The sequence below is a fragment of the Bradyrhizobium sp. genome (genome assembly GCF_050014615.1).
GTDB lineage: Bacteria > Pseudomonadota > Alphaproteobacteria > Rhizobiales > Xanthobacteraceae > Bradyrhizobium.
The window spans coordinates 1-19,017 of record NZ_JBEKCZ010000097.1; the positions used below are offsets into that span (position 1 = coordinate 1).

General features: G+C 64.0%; 16 protein-coding genes. 5 read left to right on the top strand and 11 right to left on the bottom strand.

Annotation, left to right across the window (positions count from 1 at the left end):
• The 3 genes from guaA to ABR948_RS16650 form a co-directional block, all read right to left on the bottom strand.
• The coding region (gene guaA, locus ABR948_RS16640) for a glutamine-hydrolyzing GMP synthase (protein ID WP_428119771.1) at positions 1 to 1,304 on the bottom strand (1,304 nt) is incomplete at its 3' end.
• A 294-nt stretch (positions 1,305 to 1,598) separates the two neighbouring features.
• Positions 1,599 to 2,906 (bottom strand): RsmB/NOP family class I SAM-dependent RNA methyltransferase, encoded by a 1,308-nt coding sequence (locus ABR948_RS16645; RefSeq protein ID WP_428119773.1) that lies wholly within the window; start codon positions 2,904 to 2,906, stop codon positions 1,599 to 1,601.
• A gap of 47 nt (positions 2,907 to 2,953) precedes the next feature.
• Positions 2,954 to 3,376 (bottom strand): MAPEG family protein, encoded by a 423-nt coding sequence (locus ABR948_RS16650; RefSeq protein WP_428119775.1) that lies wholly within the window; start codon positions 3,374 to 3,376, stop codon positions 2,954 to 2,956.
• Between the two features lie 296 nt (positions 3,377 to 3,672).
• On the opposite strand from ABR948_RS16650, the gene ABR948_RS16655 reads away from it, so the two are divergent.
• From ABR948_RS16655 to ABR948_RS16665, 3 genes are all read left to right on the top strand, one after another.
• Positions 3,673 to 4,389 (top strand): acriflavin resistance protein, encoded by a 717-nt coding sequence (locus ABR948_RS16655; protein ID WP_428119777.1) that lies wholly within the window; start codon positions 3,673 to 3,675, stop codon positions 4,387 to 4,389.
• A gap of 153 nt (positions 4,390 to 4,542) precedes the next feature.
• Positions 4,543 to 5,373, top strand: coding sequence for a metallophosphoesterase family protein (locus ABR948_RS16660; RefSeq protein ID WP_428119779.1), 831 nt, complete (start codon positions 4,543 to 4,545; stop codon positions 5,371 to 5,373).
• A gap of 152 nt (positions 5,374 to 5,525) precedes the next feature.
• Complete coding sequence (locus tag ABR948_RS16665; protein ID WP_428119781.1) at positions 5,526 to 6,326, top strand: SDR family NAD(P)-dependent oxidoreductase; 801 nt, start codon at positions 5,526 to 5,528, stop codon at positions 6,324 to 6,326.
• A 14-nt stretch (positions 6,327 to 6,340) separates the two neighbouring features.
• Here the strand turns inward: ABR948_RS16665 and ABR948_RS16670 are convergent, their stop codons facing one another.
• The 6 genes from ABR948_RS16670 to ABR948_RS16695 form a co-directional block, all read right to left on the bottom strand.
• Complete coding sequence (locus tag ABR948_RS16670) at positions 6,341 to 7,741, bottom strand: MFS transporter (protein ID WP_428119783.1); 1,401 nt, start codon at positions 7,739 to 7,741, stop codon at positions 6,341 to 6,343.
• Between the two features lie 156 nt (positions 7,742 to 7,897).
• The gene (locus ABR948_RS16675) at positions 7,898 to 8,923 is read right to left on the bottom strand and encodes an NADPH-dependent curcumin/dihydrocurcumin reductase (protein ID WP_428119785.1); all 1,026 of its coding nucleotides are present in this window, start codon (positions 8,921 to 8,923) and stop codon (positions 7,898 to 7,900) included.
• Positions 8,924 to 9,088: 165 nt separating this feature from the next.
• Positions 9,089 to 9,712 (bottom strand): hypothetical protein, encoded by a 624-nt coding sequence (locus tag ABR948_RS16680; RefSeq protein WP_428119787.1) that lies wholly within the window; start codon positions 9,710 to 9,712, stop codon positions 9,089 to 9,091.
• Between the two features lie 150 nt (positions 9,713 to 9,862).
• Entirely contained in the window at positions 9,863 to 11,359 is a 1,497-nt protein-coding gene (guaB, locus tag ABR948_RS16685; protein WP_428119789.1) for an IMP dehydrogenase, read from the bottom strand.
• 361 nt (positions 11,360 to 11,720) lie between these two features.
• Positions 11,721 to 11,978 carry a hypothetical protein gene (locus tag ABR948_RS16690; protein ID WP_428119791.1) on the bottom strand — a complete coding sequence of 86 codons (258 nt, stop codon included), beginning with the start codon at positions 11,976 to 11,978 and terminating at the stop codon, positions 11,721 to 11,723.
• A 308-nt stretch (positions 11,979 to 12,286) separates the two neighbouring features.
• Positions 12,287 to 12,697, bottom strand: coding sequence for a helix-turn-helix domain-containing protein (locus ABR948_RS16695; protein ID WP_428119793.1), 411 nt, complete (start codon positions 12,695 to 12,697; stop codon positions 12,287 to 12,289).
• Positions 12,698 to 13,157: 460 nt separating this feature from the next.
• Between ABR948_RS16695 and ABR948_RS16700 the strand changes: the two genes are divergently transcribed.
• Positions 13,158 to 14,630, top strand: coding sequence for a DHA2 family efflux MFS transporter permease subunit (locus ABR948_RS16700; protein WP_428119795.1), 1,473 nt, complete (start codon positions 13,158 to 13,160; stop codon positions 14,628 to 14,630).
• A 170-nt stretch (positions 14,631 to 14,800) separates the two neighbouring features.
• Here the strand turns inward: ABR948_RS16700 and ABR948_RS16705 are convergent, their stop codons facing one another.
• Both ABR948_RS16705 and ABR948_RS16710 read right to left on the bottom strand, forming a co-directional pair.
• Positions 14,801 to 15,490, bottom strand: coding sequence for an RlmE family RNA methyltransferase (locus ABR948_RS16705; protein ID WP_428119797.1), 690 nt, complete (start codon positions 15,488 to 15,490; stop codon positions 14,801 to 14,803).
• A gap of 67 nt (positions 15,491 to 15,557) precedes the next feature.
• Complete coding sequence (locus ABR948_RS16710; protein ID WP_428119799.1) at positions 15,558 to 16,628, bottom strand: Ppx/GppA phosphatase family protein; 1,071 nt, start codon at positions 16,626 to 16,628, stop codon at positions 15,558 to 15,560.
• Positions 16,629 to 16,821: 193 nt separating this feature from the next.
• Between ABR948_RS16710 and ABR948_RS16715 the strand changes: the two genes are divergently transcribed.
• The coding region (locus ABR948_RS16715) for a xanthine dehydrogenase family protein molybdopterin-binding subunit (RefSeq protein WP_428119801.1) at positions 16,822 to 19,017 on the top strand (2,196 nt) is incomplete at its 3' end.

The window sequence follows — 19,017 nt, forward strand, 5'->3', positions numbered from 1 at the left end:
GCATCGGCCTTGCGCAGGATGTCGAGCCGCTCGGGCGTCACCTCGCCGGGAATGCGAATCGCGAGGCCGGGGCCTGGAAACGGATGCCGGCCGACGAAATGCTGGGGCAGGCCGAGTTCGCGGCCGAGCGCGCGCACCTCGTCCTTGAACAGCTCGCGCAAGGGCTCGACGAGCGTCATGTTCATCCGCGCGGGCAGGCCGCCGACATTGTGATGCGACTTGATCGTCACCGAGGGTCCGCCGGTGAACGACACGCTCTCGATCACATCGGGATAGAGCGTGCCCTGCGCCAGGAATTCGGCGCCGCCAATTTTCTTGGCTTCGACGTCGAACACGTCGATGAACAGCCGTCCGATGGTCTTGCGCTTGGCTTCGGGGTCGCTGACCCCGGCGAGCTCGCCCAGAAACTGTTTGGAGGCGTCCACATGCACCAGCGGGATGTTGTAGTGATGCCGGAACAGATCGACCACGGTCTTGCCTTCGTCCTTGCGCAGCAGGCCGTGATCGACGAACACGCAAGTCAGCTGGTCGCCGATCGCTTCATGGATCAGCACCGCGGCCACGGCCGAGTCGACGCCGCCGGACAGGCCGCAGATCACCCGGCCCTTGCCGACCTGATGGCGGATTTTCTCGATCGCCTCCTCGCGAAACGCGCGCATGGTCCAGTCGCCGGTGAGGCCTGCGACCTTGCGCACGAAATTGCGGATCAGCCTGGCGCCGTCGGGGGTGTGCACCACCTCGGGATGGAACATCAGCCCGTAATAGCCGCGCTTCTCGTCCTGGATGACCGCGAACGGCGCATTGGCGGAGGTGCCGGCCACGACAAATCCCGGCGGCATCTGCGTGATGCGGTCGCCATGGCTCATCCAGACCGGATGCCGCTCGCCCAGGCCCCAGGTGGAATCGAACAGCCGGCTTTCGGCCTTGACCTCGACATCGGCGCGGCCGAATTCCCTGGCATGTCCGCCCTCGATGGTGCCACCGAGCTGGGCCGCCATGGTCATCTGGCCGTAGCAGATGCCGAGCACCGGGACGCCGGAATCGAAGATCGCCTGCGGCGCGCGCGGCGAGCCGGCCTCATGCACCGATTCCGGGCCGCCGGAGAGGATAACCGCCTTCGGCTTCATCTGCGCGAACGCGGCTTCGGCCTTCTGGAACGGCACGATTTCGGAATAGACCCCCTCTTCCCGCACCCGGCGCGCGATCAGTTGCGTCACCTGGCTGCCGAAATCGACGATCAGAATCTTGTCATGCGCCGAGGCCACTGATGGCGTCGACTCGCGGGCTGGCTGTGCTGCTGTCATGGGAAGGAATTACGCGACCGGGGATTGGGTCGCAACCCCTGAAAAACCGTCATGGCCGGGCTTGTCCCGGCCATCCACGTCTTTCAAGAGCAACGGGCCACGGCTGATCTTTTCCCTCCCCCCGCGTAGCGGTGGGGTCCGAGGCGAGCGAAGCTCGCTCGCGAGATCAAGGGTGGGGGGTGCTTCAGCTGTTGACGTGGGTCGAAAGACCCCCCACCCCCGACCCCTCCCCGCCACGCGCTGACGCGCGCGCGGAGGGAGGGGAGAAGAGGAGAGCTAGCGGCCCTTAGACGTTCAAGACCCTGCCTGCCTTTTCAGCACCGACACGAAAAACCCGTCGGTTCCGGTGCGGCGCGGGGTCATTAAGAGACCCTCCGGCGATTGAAGGGTCGCGGCGGCGAAGTCGTCGGCTTTGTCCCAGAGTACCGCCATGGTCTGCGACGGGGGGACCACCGCGAATTCGGGATGGCGGCCAACAAAACTGCGGATCTGGTCGTTATTTTCCGGCGGCAACACCGAGCAGGTGATGTAGGCGATCCGTCCGCCCGGCTTGACCAGCGCTGAAGCGCGATCCAGCACCGTGACCTGGTCCTTCAGCCGCACCTCGAGCGCGCCGGGCCGCATCCGCCATTTGGCGTCGGGGTTGCGCCGCCAGGTGCCGGTTCCCGTGCAGGGCGCGTCGATCAGCACCAGATCGGCGGACGCATGGATATCATCCAGGGTGTCATTGGGTCCCTTCGGGGTGCGCACATCGCAATTATGCACGCCGGCGCGGGACAGCCGCTCGTAGATCGGCGCCAGTTGACGCTTGTCGTGATCGGTCGCGATCAGTCTTCCTTTGCCCTGCATCATCGCCGCCAGCGCCAGGGTCTTGCCGCCGGCGCCGGCGCAGAGATCGATCACCTGCTCGCCGGGTTTGGCTGATGACAGCAACGCCGCGAGCTGGGAGCCCTCGTCCTGCACCTCGATGGCGCCCTTGATGAAGTCTTCTTCGGCGTGAATGCCGGGATTGCGGGCGTCGGCGCCAAGATCGATGCGCAGCCCGATCGGCGACCACGGCGTCGGCGTGGTGCCGAGATGCGCGGTCGATGCCGCGACCTTGTCGCGCTTGGCCTTCAAGGTGTTGACGCGCAGGTCGAGCGGCGCCCGGCTCGCCATCGCGGTCGCCTCCGCGACCCGGTCATCGCCGAATACCTGCGCCAATGTGGCGTCGAGCCATTCCGGGTAGTCGCCGGCGATATGGGCGGGCGCCGCATCGAGCGTGCGCGACGCCAGCGCGGCGCGCTCGCCGTCACTCAGCGGCGCCGGTGCGAAACGGCCGCCGTCGCACAAAGCGGCGATGGCGTCGGCGTCGAGGCCGCGCTCGAGCTTCAACATGCCCAGCACCCGCGCGCGCGGCGTGTCCTCCTCCATGATCCAGGCGCTGGAGGCGCGGCGGCGCAGCACGTCCCAGATCAGGCCGGAGATCGCGGCGCGGTCGCCCGAGCCGGCATAGCGATGCGCGGTGCCCCACTCCTTCAGCGCTTTCGCGGCCGGAATGCGTTGCGCGTCGATGGTGTCTATAATTTCGATGGCCGCGGAAAGCCGCGCTGCGGGAGTCATTCAAAACTTTCGGTTCGAGAAGGGACAGCGAGAAGGGATAGACGGGCTCAGATCAACAACAGAATCCGAAGCGCGAAATAGATCCACATCGCCAGCAGCACCAGCACGCCGGCGAACCATGCCAGCGAGCGGCGATTGAGATCGTTGGAGGTCACGAAGATCCCGGCATGCACCAGCCGCGCGATCACGAACACCCAGGACAACACCACGATGATGAAATCCGCATGCCGCAGCGGCAGTGCGATCGCGATCAGAATGTAAAACAAAACAGGCAGTTCGAACTGGTTCTTGAAGCAATTGCCGATCTGGGTGGCGCGGACCGGCCAGTTCGGCTGTCCGAGCACGATATCCCTGATCTTGGTTTGTCCGCCGACCAGCGCGTCCCGGCGGGCGAAAGCCATCCACAGTAACAGCGCGAAAGTGAGCCCGATCAGGACAAAGACCGGCAGCAAAACCATTGGAACCGACATTGGAACCCTCCCCCCGGATGAAGCGCGAACCATCGCTAGAGCATGATTCAACTGGGTTGAATCATGCTCGTCGCCCATTTTCTTGTTTGAGCATGATCTCCGCGCAAACGCCTCCGGCGTTTGTCGCGAGGGAAAACCGGTTCCCACTTTTCCGGATCATGCTCTATAGCGACCGGACCCCGCGCTGACAATCAATCCGCGCCATTGAACCGCGATCGCGGTTGCCGTGACCAACCCAGAGCGGTTGCAGACATTTCCGTCCCGAACCGGTCCAGACGCTCTTCGAGATGCCTGCGATGAACCTTGCATCATCCCCAGTCCTGAAAGGCGCGGCCGACCTCATCGGCCTGCCCGGCTCGTCCGTGAGCTCATTGCTCCGGGCGCTGGCCGACGGAATCGGGCTGTTCCCGGACGACGGCTCCGACGGCTCGCTCGCTCTGGTGACGTCGGGACTGGCCGGCGTCGCGGCCGCGCTGGCGGTCGCGATCCTGCTGACGGTGTATTTTCGAACCGGGTATCGCACGCTGAGAGATGTCGTGCGGCACGGCCTCGCCGCCGCACTGGCGCTCGGACTGCTTGCTTTTGCGGCCTACGATATGCGCCATGCCGCGCTGGCCTATCTCGGCATCAACCCCACCAAGCCCGCGGTCGAGTTCGAAATCCGCCTGCCGAAAGCGACCGCGACCATGCTCGCCGACAGCCAGATCGAACTGCACACCGACCGAAACCAGACGCTGGCCCAGGTACAGAGCGCGCAAGTGTCCGACGCGGACGGTCGCAGCGTGCTGAAGGGTTCGGTGGCGCTGGATTTTCGCACCACCGACCGTGTCGTGATCCTGAATTTGCCGGGCCAGACGCAGTGCCAGTTCAAGCTCCGGCTCGCGGCCAACCCCAGCCGGTCCGACGAGTTCGGGCCGTGGCATCTGGCCGATCGCGTCGCCTCGCCTGGCAAAGGCGAAGAAACCCGCCTCGAGCAGAACGACGCCTTTGCGATCCGCTATCGCGTGCTCTGAGCACCAGTGAACGGGTGTCCCACCCGCCACCGGGTCTCGCCCTTAAAGCGAGCCCGATGAGAGGCTGCAGCGCAGAGTCCAGCACGCTGCAGCCTCTCGATTTCATGATTCCGACTTCCGGCCAAGGTATGATCGCGCCGGGAGGAATAGTGCATGACCGAATTTCGCCTGACCCAGATTTCCGATACGCATCTTGCGCGCCGCCTGCCGACGGTGATCGACAATTTTGACCGGGTACGCAACTACATCGATGCCCGGCGCCCCGATCTCGTCGTCAATTCCGGCGACGTCGGCTTCGACGGCCCGACCCATCGCGATGATCTCGAATTCGCCAAGGGGCTGCACGATGCGCTGGCGGCGCCCTGCCGTTATCTGCCCGGTAATCACGACATCGGCGACAATCCAACCGAGGTCGGCCCGGCGCCGTCGCAACCGGCCACCGAAGCGCACCGGCAGGCTTTTCTGGCCATCTTCGGCGAAGACCGCTGGCGCTTCGACGCCGCCGGCTGGTGTTTCATCGGCCTCAATTCGCTGATCATGAACACCGGCCTTGGCAGCGAGACCGAGCAATTCGACTGGCTCGCCTCGCAACTGCAAAGCACCCACGGCAAACCGGTGGCGCTGTTCCTGCACAAGCCGCTCTATTTGAATGCGCCCGACGATCCGGAACTGGTGGCGACATCGATCCGTTATGTTCCGATGCCGGCGCGGATCCATCTTGTGGAAATGCTGCGCGCGGTCGATCTGCGGCTGGTCGCCAGCGGCCATGTTCACCAGCGCCGGGATTTTACTTACGCCCACATCCGCCACATCTGGGCGCCCTCCACCGGCTTCATCGTTCCCGACCGAATCCAGCAAGTGATCGGCGCCAAGGAAGTCGGACTGGTGGAATACCGCTTCCAGCCCGACAGCTTTGAGGTCCGTCACGTCAGAGCCCCGGGGCAGATCGACATTGATCTGGATTCGCTGAAGCTTGGCCCGTAGCTTAGCGGCTCTAACTCCTCGCGCGCCCGACGGCCGCGAAAATTGGCGTCTGTCCTGCGATTGAACTAGTGTCGTCAGCGCAGCGGCGATCAACAACGAGCCAGCTCAAAAAGAGGTACTGAGCCAGTACCCCATTGACGGGAGAGAACGACATGCGCCTGAAAGATCGCGTCGCCATCGTCGTCGGCGCCGGCCAGAGCCCCGGCGAGGGCATCGGCAACGGCCGCGCCACCGCGCTTACCTTCGCGCGCGAAGGCGCCAGGGTATTGTGCGTGGATCACAATCTCGCATCGGCGCAGGAGACCGTCGACATGATCGGCGGCAAGCCCGGCACGTCGGTGGCGTTCAGGGCCGACGTCACACGGGAGGCCGAACTCAAGGCCATGGTCGCCGATGCGCAGGCGCGCTGGGGCCGTGTCGACATCCTGCACAACAATGTCGGTGTCAGCCTTTCCGGCGGCGACGCGGAACTGCTCGAGATCACCGAAGAGGCGATCGACCGCTGCGTGGCGATCAACCTCAAGAGCTGCATGTTCGCCAGCCGGCAGGTGATCCCGATCATGCGCCGGCAGATGAGCGGCGCCATCATCAACATCTCCTCGATGGCCGCCATCACCACCTATCCCTACGTCGCCTACAAGGCGACCAAGGCGGCGATGATCGCCTTCACCGAGCAGCTCGCCTACCAGAACGCCGAATATGGCATCCGCGCCAATGTCATCCTGCCCGGCCTGATGAACACGCCGATGGCGGTCGACACCCGCGCCCGCGCCTTCCGAAAAAGCCGCGCCGAGGTCGAGGCCGAGCGCGACGCCAAGGTGCCGCTGCGCCGGAAAATGGGCACCGGCTGGGACGTCGCCAATGCCGCGCTGTTTCTGGCCTCGGACGAGGCCGGCTTCATCACCGGCGTGACGCTTCCAGTGGACGGCGGCGCCAGCGTGCGGCGGGGGTAAAAAACTTTAAAGCTTCAGGCGCCGCGCCGTGGCGCGACCGCCAGCCGCAGGACACTCATCACGCTTCCGAGCGCGGCAAAGCCCGCGCCGAGCGCCAGCGCCAGCGTGGCGCCTTCGCGCCCAGCAAGACCGAAGCACAGGGCCGCCAGCGCGGCACCGATGGTTTGCCCGGTCAGGCGCGCGGTCGCCACGATGCCGCTGGCGCTTCCGCTACGATCCGGCGGCGCGCTCGACATCAGCGTCCTGAGGTTCGGGGTCTGAAAGAAGCCGAACCCGAAGCCGCAGATCGCCATGCGCCAGACGATGTTGACGATGCTTGGCGCCGCCGGCAGCGTCGCCAATAGCACCATCCCCACGCACAGCAGGGCCAGCCCAAGGCTGCCGAGAATACCCGCGGGATAGCGGTCGGACAGCCGGCCCCCGATCGGCGCCATGAACGCCACCACCAGCGGCCACGGCGTCATGAAGAAGCCGGTCTCGACCTGCGTCCGCAACAGGATGTCCTCGAAATAAAATGGCAATGAGACGAACGCCAGTCCCTGCACCGCGAACGAGCACACCGAGGTGGCGGCAGAGAGCGCGAACACCGGCCGGCGAAACAGGTCGATCGGCAACATCGGCGCCGGATGATCCGCCTGCCGGCGCATCAGCAGCGCGCCCAGCACGATCGCGGCGGTGAGCTCGATCGCGACCGCGCCGGGCCACGCTTTATGCGCCGCGCTGCCGATCCCGATGATGAAGAGACCGAGGCAGCCCGCGGCCATGATGGCACCGGGAAAATCGAACGCGTGCACGGCGCGGGGCGGATGCGGCAAGGTCTTCAGCCCGATGCCGATCGCGATCAGGCCGAAGGGAATGTTGACCGCGAACAGCCAGGGCCACGACCCGATCGCCAGGATGCCCGAAGCGATCGTCGGCCCCAGCGTAAAGGCGGTCGCGACCACCAGCGCGTTATGACCGAAGCCGCGGCCCAGCATACGGCTCGGGTAGACAAACCGTATCAGCGCCGAATTCACGCTCATGATTCCGCTGGCGCCGAGCCCCTGCAGCGCCCGGAAAATCAGCAGGCTCGGCAGCGACCATGCCAGCGCGCATCCGAGCGACGCCAGGGTGAACAACACCAGGCCGCCGAGATAGATGCGTTCGTGGCCGACGATTTCGCCGAGCGCGCCCAGCGGCAACAGCGTGGCGACCAGCGCGATCTGGTAGACATTGACCACCCAGACCACGTCCGCCGGGCTGACGTGAAGATCGGCGGCGATGGCCGGCAAGGCGATGTTGGCGATGGCGGTGTCCAGCGAGGCCATCGCGAGCGCGGTAAAGATCGCGGCCACGGCCCAGCGCCGGCGCTCCGGCGGCAAACCATCCATCGCGGGCGAAGCCGGTCGCGTCGCCGCCGTTGCATCCGTGGACATGCCCTAGAACTTTCCAGACAGGTGACGAGGCGTCCCGTCACCCGCGCCATGTACTATGGATAGGCAGCCGTCCACAGACACCATGTTGCATGATGCGTATGCGATGGTTCGAGGCCGGAAGCTTTCGTCCTGGGGGCAGGCCTGATCAGGCCCGGCTCACGCCGCGTCGGGCCCGACCCGCACCAGCTGCTTGCCGAAATTGGCGCCCTTGAGAAGACCGATGAACGCGCCGGGCGCACTGTCCAGCCCTTCTGTGACGAATTCGCGATGTTTGAGTTTGCCCTCGCGCACCCATTGCGACATGTCACGCAGGAAATCCGCATGACGCGCGGCGAAATCGCTGACGATGAAGCCCCTGATCGTCAGGCGCTTGGTCAGCACCGCGCGCATCATCGATGCGGCCCATTTCGGCGCCGATGCTTGCGTGTCGTTGTAGTGGGCGATCAGGCCGCACACCGGCACGCGCGCGAACGCATTGAGCAGCGGAAACACTGCCTCGAACACCGCGCCGCCGACATTCTCGAAATAGACGTCGATCCCCTTCGGGCAGGCGTCCTTCAGCTTGGCGGCGAGATCGGGATCGCGATGATCGAGGCAGTCGTCGAAACCGAGTTCACGTTTGACGTAATCGCATTTGTCTTTGCCGCCCGCGATGCCGACGGCACGCGCGCCCTTGATTTTGGCGATCTGGCCGACCGCTGAGCCGACCGCGCCGGAGGCCGCCGCCACCACGACGGTTTCGCCCGATTGCGGCTTGCCGATATCGAGCAGGCCGGTGTAGGCGGTCATGCCGGGCATGCCGAGCACGCCTACCGCGGTCGAGACCGGGGCGAGTTTTGGGTCGACCTTGCGCAGATCCTTGCCGTCGGAAAGCGCATACGATTGCCAGCCGGCGCGCGACAACACGATGTCACCCTTGGCAAAGCCCGGATTGTTCGAGGCCATCACCTCGCTCACCGTGCCGCCCTCCATCACCCCGCCGATCGGCACCGGCGCCGCATAGGACGGGCCATCGCTCATCCGCCCGCGCATGTAGGGATCGAGCGACAGCCAGATGGTGCGCAGCAGGACCTGGCCCGCGCCGGCCGAAGGCGGCGCATATTCCTCGATACGGAAGTCGGACGCCTTGGGCTCGCCGACGGGGCGAGAGACCAGAACGACGCGTTTTGCCGATTGCGACATGGTTGTTTCCTCCAAGTTTTTCTTTCGTCATTACGAGCCAACGGGTCGGCGCAAAGCGCCGCCCGATGATAAACTCCGCGAAGCAATCCATCGTTGTTGCGGAAAGAAAGCTGGATTGCTTCGTCGCTTCGCTCCTCGCAATGACGGCTGACGGGGCTGTGAACTTTACGCCGTAATTTTCGCCAGTGCAGCATCGAATGCCGCTGCCGCGCTCGGCAAATCCTTGAACGCGAGCCCGCTATCGGCGGACTGCTTCTGCGCCGCGGTGGCCGTCGGCCTGATCTCGGCGACCGGCTTGCCACCCTCGAGCAGGGCCAGCGGCGCGATCACCTGAAATTCATGGGCCTCGATCGGCTGATCCTTGAGCAGAAAGACGCTGAGCGAGACGATGTCCTTGCCGCGCCGGTAGGAGATGTAGCGATCGACCGCGACCGAGCCGTCACGCTGCATGCCGCCCAGCTTGGCGTAGCCCTTGGCGTCCAGCAGCTTGTGCGCCTTGAAGCCCTTGACGCCGGCCGAATGGACTTTCGCGGTTTCTTCGGACAGATCGTATTTCCCGGCCAACTCCTTGCCGACCGCGGCAAGCTGGGCGGACATATCGTGCTCGAATTCCTTCAGCTCGGTGCGCGGCTTCGAGGCCTTGCGGGGCTTGGCGGCATCGCGTTTCTCCATCTCGGCCTTGCACTGCGCGATCACCTCGGCGACGGATTTCCGCTCCGCATTGACCAGCAGATTCTTCAGATCCTGATCTGAAAGCGCAGCAATCCTGTCGTCCGACCAATCGACCATGATGACCAACTTCTTTTCTAAATGGTGTTGAGATGAATCTGTGAGACGCCGCGGCACAATGGCGCGTCAATTCCTGTGCGAAGCAGCGATGCTGTTGCAACACTACCGCGTTTCGCACGCCTTGTGGTGGTCAATTTGGGCCGGCCGGCCTCAGGCCCCGCCGGGATAATTCGGGCTTTCGCGGGTGATGGTGACGTCGTGGACATGGCTTTCGCGCAGGCCCGCGCCGGTGATCCGCACGAACTGCGCTTTCGCGTGGAACTCGGCCAGGTTTCGCGCGCCGACATATCCCATCGCCGCGCGCAGGCCGCCGGCGAGCTGATGCATGACGTTTCCGACCGGGCCCTTGTAGGGCACCTGACCCTCGATCCCCTCCGGCACCAGCTTGAGCGTGTCCTTGATGTCCTGCTGAAAGTAACGGTCGGCGGAACCGCGCGCCATCGCGCCCACCGAGCCCATGCCGCGATAGGCCTTGTAGGAGCGGCCCTGCCACAAAAATACTTCGCCCGGTGTCTCGTCGGTGCCGGCGAGCAGCGAGCCGACCATGACGATATCGGCGCCGGCGGCGAGCGCCTTGGCCAGATCGCCGGAATATTTGATGCCGCCATCGGCGATGACAGGCACGTTGGATTTCTTCGCCGCTTCGACCGCATCCATGATCGCGGTGAGCTGCGGCACGCCGACGCCGGCGACAATCCGCGTGGTGCAGATCGAACCGGGACCGATCCCGACCTTGATCGCATCCGCGCCGGCATCGATCAGGGCCTGCGCCCCCTCCTGGGTCGCGATATTGCCGGCGATGACCTGCACCGCGTTGGAGAGCCGCTTGATGCGGTTGACGGCCTCGAGCACGCGGGAGGAATGGCCATGCGCGGTATCCACCACGATCAGATCGACGCCGGCGTCGATCAGCCGCTCGGTGCGCTCATGGCCGCCCTCGCCGACGGTGGTCGCGGCGGCAACCCGCAGCCGTCCCTGCGCATCCTTGCAGGCGAGCGGATGCGCGACCGCCTTTTCCATGTCCTTGACGGTGATCAATCCGACGCAGCGGTATTGATCGTCGACCACCAGCAGCTTCTCGATGCGATGCTGGTGCAGCATCCGCTTCGCCTCGTCCTGGCTGACGCCCTGGCGCACCGTCACCAGATTCTCGTGCGTCATCAGCTCGGAGATTTTCTGGCGCGGATCGGTCGCAAACCGCACGTCGCGGTTGGTGAGGATGCCGACCAGTTTGCCCGGCACGCCCTTGGAAGCGCCCGTGACCACCGGGATGCCGGAGAAACCGTGATCCTTCATCAACGCCATCGCATCCGACAGCATCGCATCGGGGCCGATCGTCAGCGGATTGACCACCATTCCGGATTCGAATTTCTTGACCTGCCGCACCTGGGCGGCCTGACCGTCGACGTCGAAATTGCGGTGGATGACGCCGATGCCGCCCGACTGCGCCATCGCGATCGCCATCCGGGCTTCGGTGACGGTATCCATCGCGGAGGCGATAATCGGGATGTTGAGCGGAATGGCGCGGGTCACGTGCGAACGGATATCGGCCTCCGAGGGCAGGATATCCGAAAGGCCGGGTTTCAGAAGCACATCGTCGAACGTATAGGCTTCGCGTATCCCCTGAAGTCCCTGCACAACAGCCATTACCAACTCCATTCGGCGGCCCGTTCGCCGCGATACGACCTCGGGATGAGCGGGTCCGTCGGCGACGCAATTGGCGTCACCGTCGAATCAGAGCCCATCGGTAGGGTTGGCGGTGGTCGATAGCACGCCACCATGACGAATCAAAGGGGCCGCGGCCCCAAATCCCGCATCAGCGCGGATGCGGCGGGCCTGAGGGCGTTTTCGCGCGAAAGCCTGCCCCGCATTTGGATCGCGGGCCGGATACCGGTTCGCGTGAAGAAAACGCGTCAAAACAAAGACTAGAGGCGGCCTTCACCTCCACGGAACCGGCGGACGCGGCGCGGCCGCGTTCCGCAGGCTTTCTGCCAGCTTAGTTCAGTGCTTAGTTCAGCCCCTGGGCGGTCCGTACCGTGCCCGCCGCGGGTGCTGCATTGAGACAGCTGCGGGCAGCCTGAATTTCGGCCTCGGTAGCGCCCTTGCTCCGCGCCCATGCCTCTGCCGCCGGCGCGCTGTACTTCGAGACGTAGTATCGAACGACGGTGCACGATGCCCGATGGAAGATGCCGCCGGACTCACCGGCGAATGCCTCGGGAGACAGCCCGAAAACGAGCGCGAAAACAAAAAGCGAGCGTAATCCCATTCCGGGCCATTCCTTCTTCATACAAAATCTACAAGGGGAAAGCCTGACGGCTTGAAAGCGTGGTCTCACAGCGCGGCTTGTGGGGCAACCTCCTATCGAGCGCAGGTGCTATGCACGCGGCGGCCCGTTAAGGTTGCCACACGATCGGCGATGGACGGTTTGACGCAAGATTTCTTCGAGAAACAATTGAAATTGCTTATCAATCTCTTTCAGGTGATTTCCGCGGTTCCGCGATAGCCGACACCGTTTTCACGGCTCGACCAGCGCGCCGACGTCGCGGCCGGTAAACGATTTGAGCCCGTCTGGTCTCATTCGATCAAAAGGTCCATCGGCACGCCGAGCGCACGGGCGAATTTCTTCTGCAGCTCAGCGGGGCCTTTGCGTCGACCGTTTTCTATCTCGGACAGATAGTTCTGGCTGATGCCGACCGCGACGGCGAGTTCGCCCTGGATCATATCGCGCCATTCACGGATGACACGTATCGGGCTTTCGCCATTAGCGAGGCGATCGGCCACAACCTTCGGCAGCACGACTTCACGACCTTGCTTGATCGCGCGCGTGGAACTACGGACAATCCGGCTCGCAGCGGTATCTTCCTGCGCCTCTGCCGCGAGGGCGATTAGCCGATCATAATCAATGCGCGGCAGTACGGCGAGATCACCGCCATCGGGAGTGCGGATGAACTGGACATTGCTTTTGACGGTGCCAGCTTTGGCCATTGTATCCTCTCAGTCGTAAATGTCTCGGAGGTGTCCGACCGCGTGAATTGTGATGGTATCGGCTTTGATCGTGAACAACACGCGCCAGTCACCGACGCGCAACCGCATTCCGGCCACACCTTTGAGCGCTTTCACATCGCCAGCACCGGTTTCAGCGAACGCCGTCAATTTGCGCGCGCGTCATCACGGTAAGCTTGCGCCATTGGCGGACGGCGGCCGAAGTAAACGCGATTTCCTCACATCTCATATATCGCATAATGAGATATAATCATCAAGCGTGAAATCGCAAAATGCGATGGACCGCGGGATGATGAACCTTGGCGGCCATAAAGGCGACGCGAGTCGCCTCGAAGCAGATTCACGCAAGATTTTGTCGCCGCGTGGCGTTCCGCAATAGCCGGACCCCGGCCAGGATGCTACAGCGCCACCTCATTCTCTCGAAGAGCTCTCCCGAATCCCGATGAACAAAGAACGCCTGATTCCGCTCATCGTGGCCACCGCCCTGTTCATGGAAAACATGGATTCGACCGTGATCGCGACCTCGCTGCCGGCGATCGCAGCTGACATCGGCACCAGCCCGCTGACGCTCAAGCTCGCCATCACCTCGTATCTGCTGTCGCTGGCGGTGTTCATTCCGGCCAGCGGCTGGACCGCCGACCGCTTCGGCGCGCGCGCGGTGTTCTCGATCGCGGTCGCCGTGTTCATGATCGGCTCGATCGGCTGCGCGTTGTCGACCTCGGTCACGGATTTTGTGATCGCGCGCACCCTGCAAGGCGTCGGCGGCGCGATGATGACGCCGGTCGGACGGCTGGTGCTGCTGCGCTCGATCGACAAGAGCGCGCTGGTGAATGCGATGGCCTGGGTCACGGTGCCGGCGCTGGTCGGGCCGGTGATCGGTCCGCCGCTCGGCGGCTTCATCACCACCTATCTGTCCTGGCACTGGATCTTCCTGATCAATATTCCGATCGGCCTGCTCGGCATCGTCATGGCGCTGCGCTACATCGATCCGATCCGCAGCGAGGACCCGGAGCGCTTCGATCTCTACGGACTGGTGCTGGCGGGGATCGGGCTCGGCGGCATCGCGTTCGGACTTTCGATCGCGGGCCTCAATCTGGTGCCATGGAGCATCGTCATCGCGCTGATCGCGATCGGCACCATTTCCATGACGCTCTATGTGATCCACGCCAAGCGGACCGCCTCACCGGTGCTGGATTTCGCGCTGCTGAACCTGCCGACGATGCGCGCCAGTATCGTCGGCGGTTTTCTGTTCCGGCTCGGCATCGGCTCGTTGCCGTTTCTGCTACCGTTGTTGATGCAGGTCGGATTTGGCCTGTCGCCGCTCAAATCGGGACTGGTGACCTTTGCCTCCGCGGCCGGCGCCATGGGGATGAAGACGCTGGCGGCGCGCATCATCCGGACGTTCGGTTTTCGCAACATCATGGTGATCAACGCGGTGGTGAGTTCGATCTTCCTCGCCGCCTGCGCGCTGTTCACGATCACGACACCGCTGCTGCTGATCATGATCCTCTTGGTGGTCGGCGGCTTCTTCCGGTCGCTGCAATTCACCGCCATCAACACGCTGGCCTATGCGGAAGTCGAGCCGGCGCAGATGAGCCGCGCCACCACGCTGGTCAGTGTCAACCAGCAGCTGGCGGTGTCCGCCGGCGTCGCGGTCGGTGCGTTCTCGGTGGAATCGACCATGCTGCTGAACCATGCGAGCGTGATCAGCGCCGCCGATTTCGTGCCGGCGTTCGTCGTGGTGTCGATCATTTCGACGGTTTCAGCGTATTTCTTCTACCAGATGCCCGCCGATGCCGGCCATCAGGTGTCCGGACGCGGCGTGGTCGTGGTTTCCAGCCCGGAGCGCGACGCCGAACCGGAAGAGACCGCGGCCACCGAGACCGCCAACGCCAGGGATCAGCGGCTGGGATAGAGCAAGACGTTTTTTCGTCATTGCGAGCCAACGGGTCGCGCGAACGCGCGCCCGATGACAGGCTCCGCGAAGCAATCCATGGGACGGCAAGAAAGAATGGATTGCTTCGTCGCTTGCGCTCCCTTGCGCAAACGCTTCGCGTTTGTCGCAGGCAATGACGGCGCGATAGATTATTCTGTTTTCGCCTGCCCGCGAAATCCCATTGCCAGCACGTAGCGTTCGGAGGAATCCTTGCGGCTCGAGGCCGGCTTGACGTGCTTGACGGTGGCGAAATCCTGCTTGAGCTGGGTCATCAGCGTGGCATCGGCGCCGCTTTGAAAAACCTTGGCGACAAAGGTCCCGCCGGGAGTGAGCACGTCGGCGGCAAAGGCTGCCGCGCCCTCCACCAATCCCAGGATGCGCAGCTGATCGGTCTTGCGATGGCCGGTGGTGTTGGCGGCCATGTCCGACAACACGACATCGGCGCGGCCGCCCATCATCGCCAGCAATTTGATCGGTGCGTCATCGGTCAGGAAATCGAGCTGCGCGAACGTGACGCCCGCGATCTCCGGCATCTCCAATAGATCGATCGCGACCACCTTGCCCCTGCCGTCGGCGGCGCCGACGCGTTTGGCGGCGATCTGGCTCCAGCCGCCGGGCGCCGCACCGAGATCGACTACCGTGATGCCGGACTTCAGGAAATGGTACTTGTCGTCGATCTCGATCAGCTTGTAGGCCGCGCGCGAGCGCAGTCCATCCCGTTTGGCCTGCGCCACATAGGGATCGTTGAGCTGCCGCTCCAGCCAGAGCTTCGACGACAGCTTCATTCTGCCGGCGCTCTTGACGGTGACGCGCAGTCGTCCGGTGGTGTCTTTCGCCATGTCGATTTGCTTGCCTTGTGACCGCTCTGGTCGGATCAGCGCTCTAGCACATTGCAGGCCGGCGCGCCTAACGGCTGGCGCTGAGCGCCCCGTCCTCGCGCATCATCTCGACCAGCATCCCCTCGCGCAGGCCGCGGTCGGCGACGCGCAACCTCGGCAGCGGGAACGCATGGCGGATCGCATCGAGGATGGCACAGCCCGCCAGCACCAGATCGGCGCGCTCGACACTGATGCAATGATTGGCGGCGCGTTCCCGGTAACTCATCCCGAGCAGCCGCGCGATGGTGGCGGTCACATCCGCATTGTTCATCCAGACGCCATCGATCCGGCGGCGATCGTATCGCGCCAGATTGAGATGGACGCCGGCCAGCGTGGTCACGGTGCCGGAGGTACCGAGCAGGTGCATATCCCTGAGATCGCCGCCGTGCTCGGCCGCGAACGGTCCGACATGTCTGGCGACCTCCTGCACCATCTGGGCATAGGATTGCGCGGTGACATCGCGGCCGCCAAAGCGCTCGGCCAGCGAAACCACCCCGAGCGGAATCGACATCCATGCCTTGATGCGCGGCGCTGGATTTGGCTCACCCGGATCGCGCTCGATTCGAACCAGTTCGGTCGAGCCGCCGCCGATGTCGAACAGAATGGCGCCCCGCCCGTTCGTATCGAGCAGCGGCGAACAACCGATGACGGCCAGCGCGGCTTCGGTCTCGCGGTCGATCACTTCGAGGCGGATCCCGGTCTCCGCCGCGACCCGGTCCCGAAAGCCGTCGGCGTTCGAAGCCGCACGGCAGGCTTCGGTTGCGATCAGCCGCAGCCGCCTGGCCTTCCTGGACTGGATCTTGTCGCGGCAAATGCTCAACGCAGCGATGGCGCGTTCGATCGCCGCCTCGCTGATATAGCCGGTCGCGGAAATTCCCTCGCCGAGCCGGATAATGCGCGAGAACGAATCAACCACGCGAAATCCATCGTCGGTCGGACAGGCGATCAAGAGCCGGCAATTATTGGTGCCGAGGTCGAGCGCCGCGTAGACGCCGGAACCCGGTACCAGGCCCGCCTCCCCGCCATCGCCCACCGCGACCGGTACTATCGGGCCTTCGAGCGACGCAAGGCCGTCCCGAAGCCGCGTGTCATCGTTCATCAAATATCTTTCCCCGACCAATACGGGCCGACGAGGAACCTTGTTTCACCGAAACTCTAGCAGCGCCAAAGAGCGGCGCAACAACCCTCGACATGGAACCATGCCCAATCAGCCGTTGTCGTTGGGATATGGGTGCATTATCTGGATAAGGCACGGCAAAATCGCAAAAAAATCGGGATTCCAGGTACTTTCAATGCAAGATCACACGTCTCCGTCCGCGCTGGACAACGCTATTGCACTGCAAAAATATGGCGTGGGGCAGCCTGTCCGCCGCCCGGAAGATGACACGCTGGTGCGCGGCAAGGGCAAATACACCGACGATTTCAACCTGCCGGGGCAGGCCTATGCCTGGATCGTGCGCTCCAGTCACGCCCACGGCATCCTTCGCGGCATCGACACTGGGGATGCCAAGGCGATGCCCGGCGTGCTCGGGGTCTGGACCGGAACGGATCTGGCCGGTTACGAACCCTTCACCTGCGGCCTACCGCTCAAAAATCGCGACGGCTCGCCACTGCTGCAGACCAACCGCCTGCCGCTGATGACCGACAAGGTGCGTTATGTCGGCGACGCCGTGGCCTTCGTGGTCGCCGAGACGCTGGCGCAGGCGCGCGATGCCGGCGAAGCGGTGGTGCTCGATATCGATCCCTTGCCGGCCGTGACCAGCGCCGAAGAAGCGGCCAAGCCCGGCGCGCCCCAGCTCTACGATCACATCCCCAACAACATTGCCCTCGACTATCACTTTGGCGACAGCGCCAAGGTCGATGCCGCCTTCGCCGCGGCCGCGCATGTCACCAGGCTCGATATCGTCAACACCCGCGTCGCTGTGGTGGCGATGGAGCCGCGCGCCGCCCTCGCCTCTTACGACAAGGCCAGCGGGCGTTTCACGATTCAGGTCCCGACCCAGGGCGTCGCCGGCAACCGGGTCAACCTCGCCAAGAACATGAAACTGCCGAACGAGAAGGTTCGTATCCTGACCGCGAATGTCGGCGGCTCCTTCGGCATGAAGAACATCAACTACCCCGAATACATGTGCATCCTCTATGCCGCGAAGGTGCTGGGCAAACCGGTGAAGTGGACCGACGAGCGGTCGATCAGCTTTCTTTCCGACAGCCACGGCCGCTCGCAAAAGATTCACGCCGAGCTCGCACTCGACGGCGACGGCAAGTTCCTGGCGGTCAAGCTCGCGGGCTATGGCAATCTCGGCGCCTACATCACCGGGGTCGCACCGGGTCCGTTGTCGCTCAACACCGGCAAGAACCTCGCCAGCGTCTATCGGACACCGCTGATGAGCGTCGACATCAAATGCGTGGTGACCAACACCACCCATATGGGCGCCTATCGCGGCGCCGGGCGCCCCGAAGCCAACTACTACATGGAACGCCTGATCGATCGCGCCGCCGATGAGATGGGCATCAACCGGCTGACGCTGCGCAAGCGCAACTTCATCAAGCAGACCCAGATGCCGTTCGCGGCGTCGTCCGGCGTCATTTATGACAGCGGCGATTTCCAGGGCGTGTTCGACAAGGCGCTTGCGATTTCCGATCACGCCGGCTTCGCCAGGCGGAAAAAGGAGAGCCGCAAGCGCGGCAAACTGCGCGGCATCGCGGTCGGCTCCTATCTCGAAGTCACCGCCCCGCCCAGCGGCGAACTCGGCAAGATCGTGTTCGAAGCCGACGGTTCAGTCAAATTGTTCACCGGCACGCTCGATTACGGCCAGGGCCATGCGGCGCCGTTCGCGCAGGTGCTGTGTGCGCAGCTCGGCGTGCCCTTCGACAAGGTCAAGCTCGAACAGGGCGACAGCGATCTGGTACGTTTCGGCAACGGTACCGGCGGCTCCCGCTCGATCACCGCGACGGGAACGGCGATCGTCGAATCCTCCGCTTTGGTGATCGCCAAGGGCAAGCAGGCGGCCGCCCACCTGATGGAAGCCGCGGAAGGCGATATCGAATTCGCCAACGGCCGCTTCACCATCGCCGGCACCGACCGCAGCATCGATATCATGGAGCTGTCGCAACGGTTGCGCGAAGGCAAGATGCCGGAAGGCGTCCCCTCCTCGCTCGATGTCGATCATAACAGCAAGGACACGCCCTCGACCTTTCCCAACGGCTGTCATGTCTCGGAAGTCGAGATCGATCCCGAAACCGGCGTGGTGCAGATCGTGCGCTATACCGGCGTCAACGATTTCGGCACCATCGTCAATCCGATGATCGTCGCGGGCCAGTTGCATGGCGGCGTCGCGCAGGGCATCGGGCAGGCGCTGATGGAAGAAGTCAGCTACGACGAGAGCGGCCAGCCGATCACCGGCTCGTTCATGGACTACGCCTTGCCGCGCGCCGGCGACATTCCGCTGATGACGGTCGGCGACCATCCGTCGCCCGCCAAATCCAAC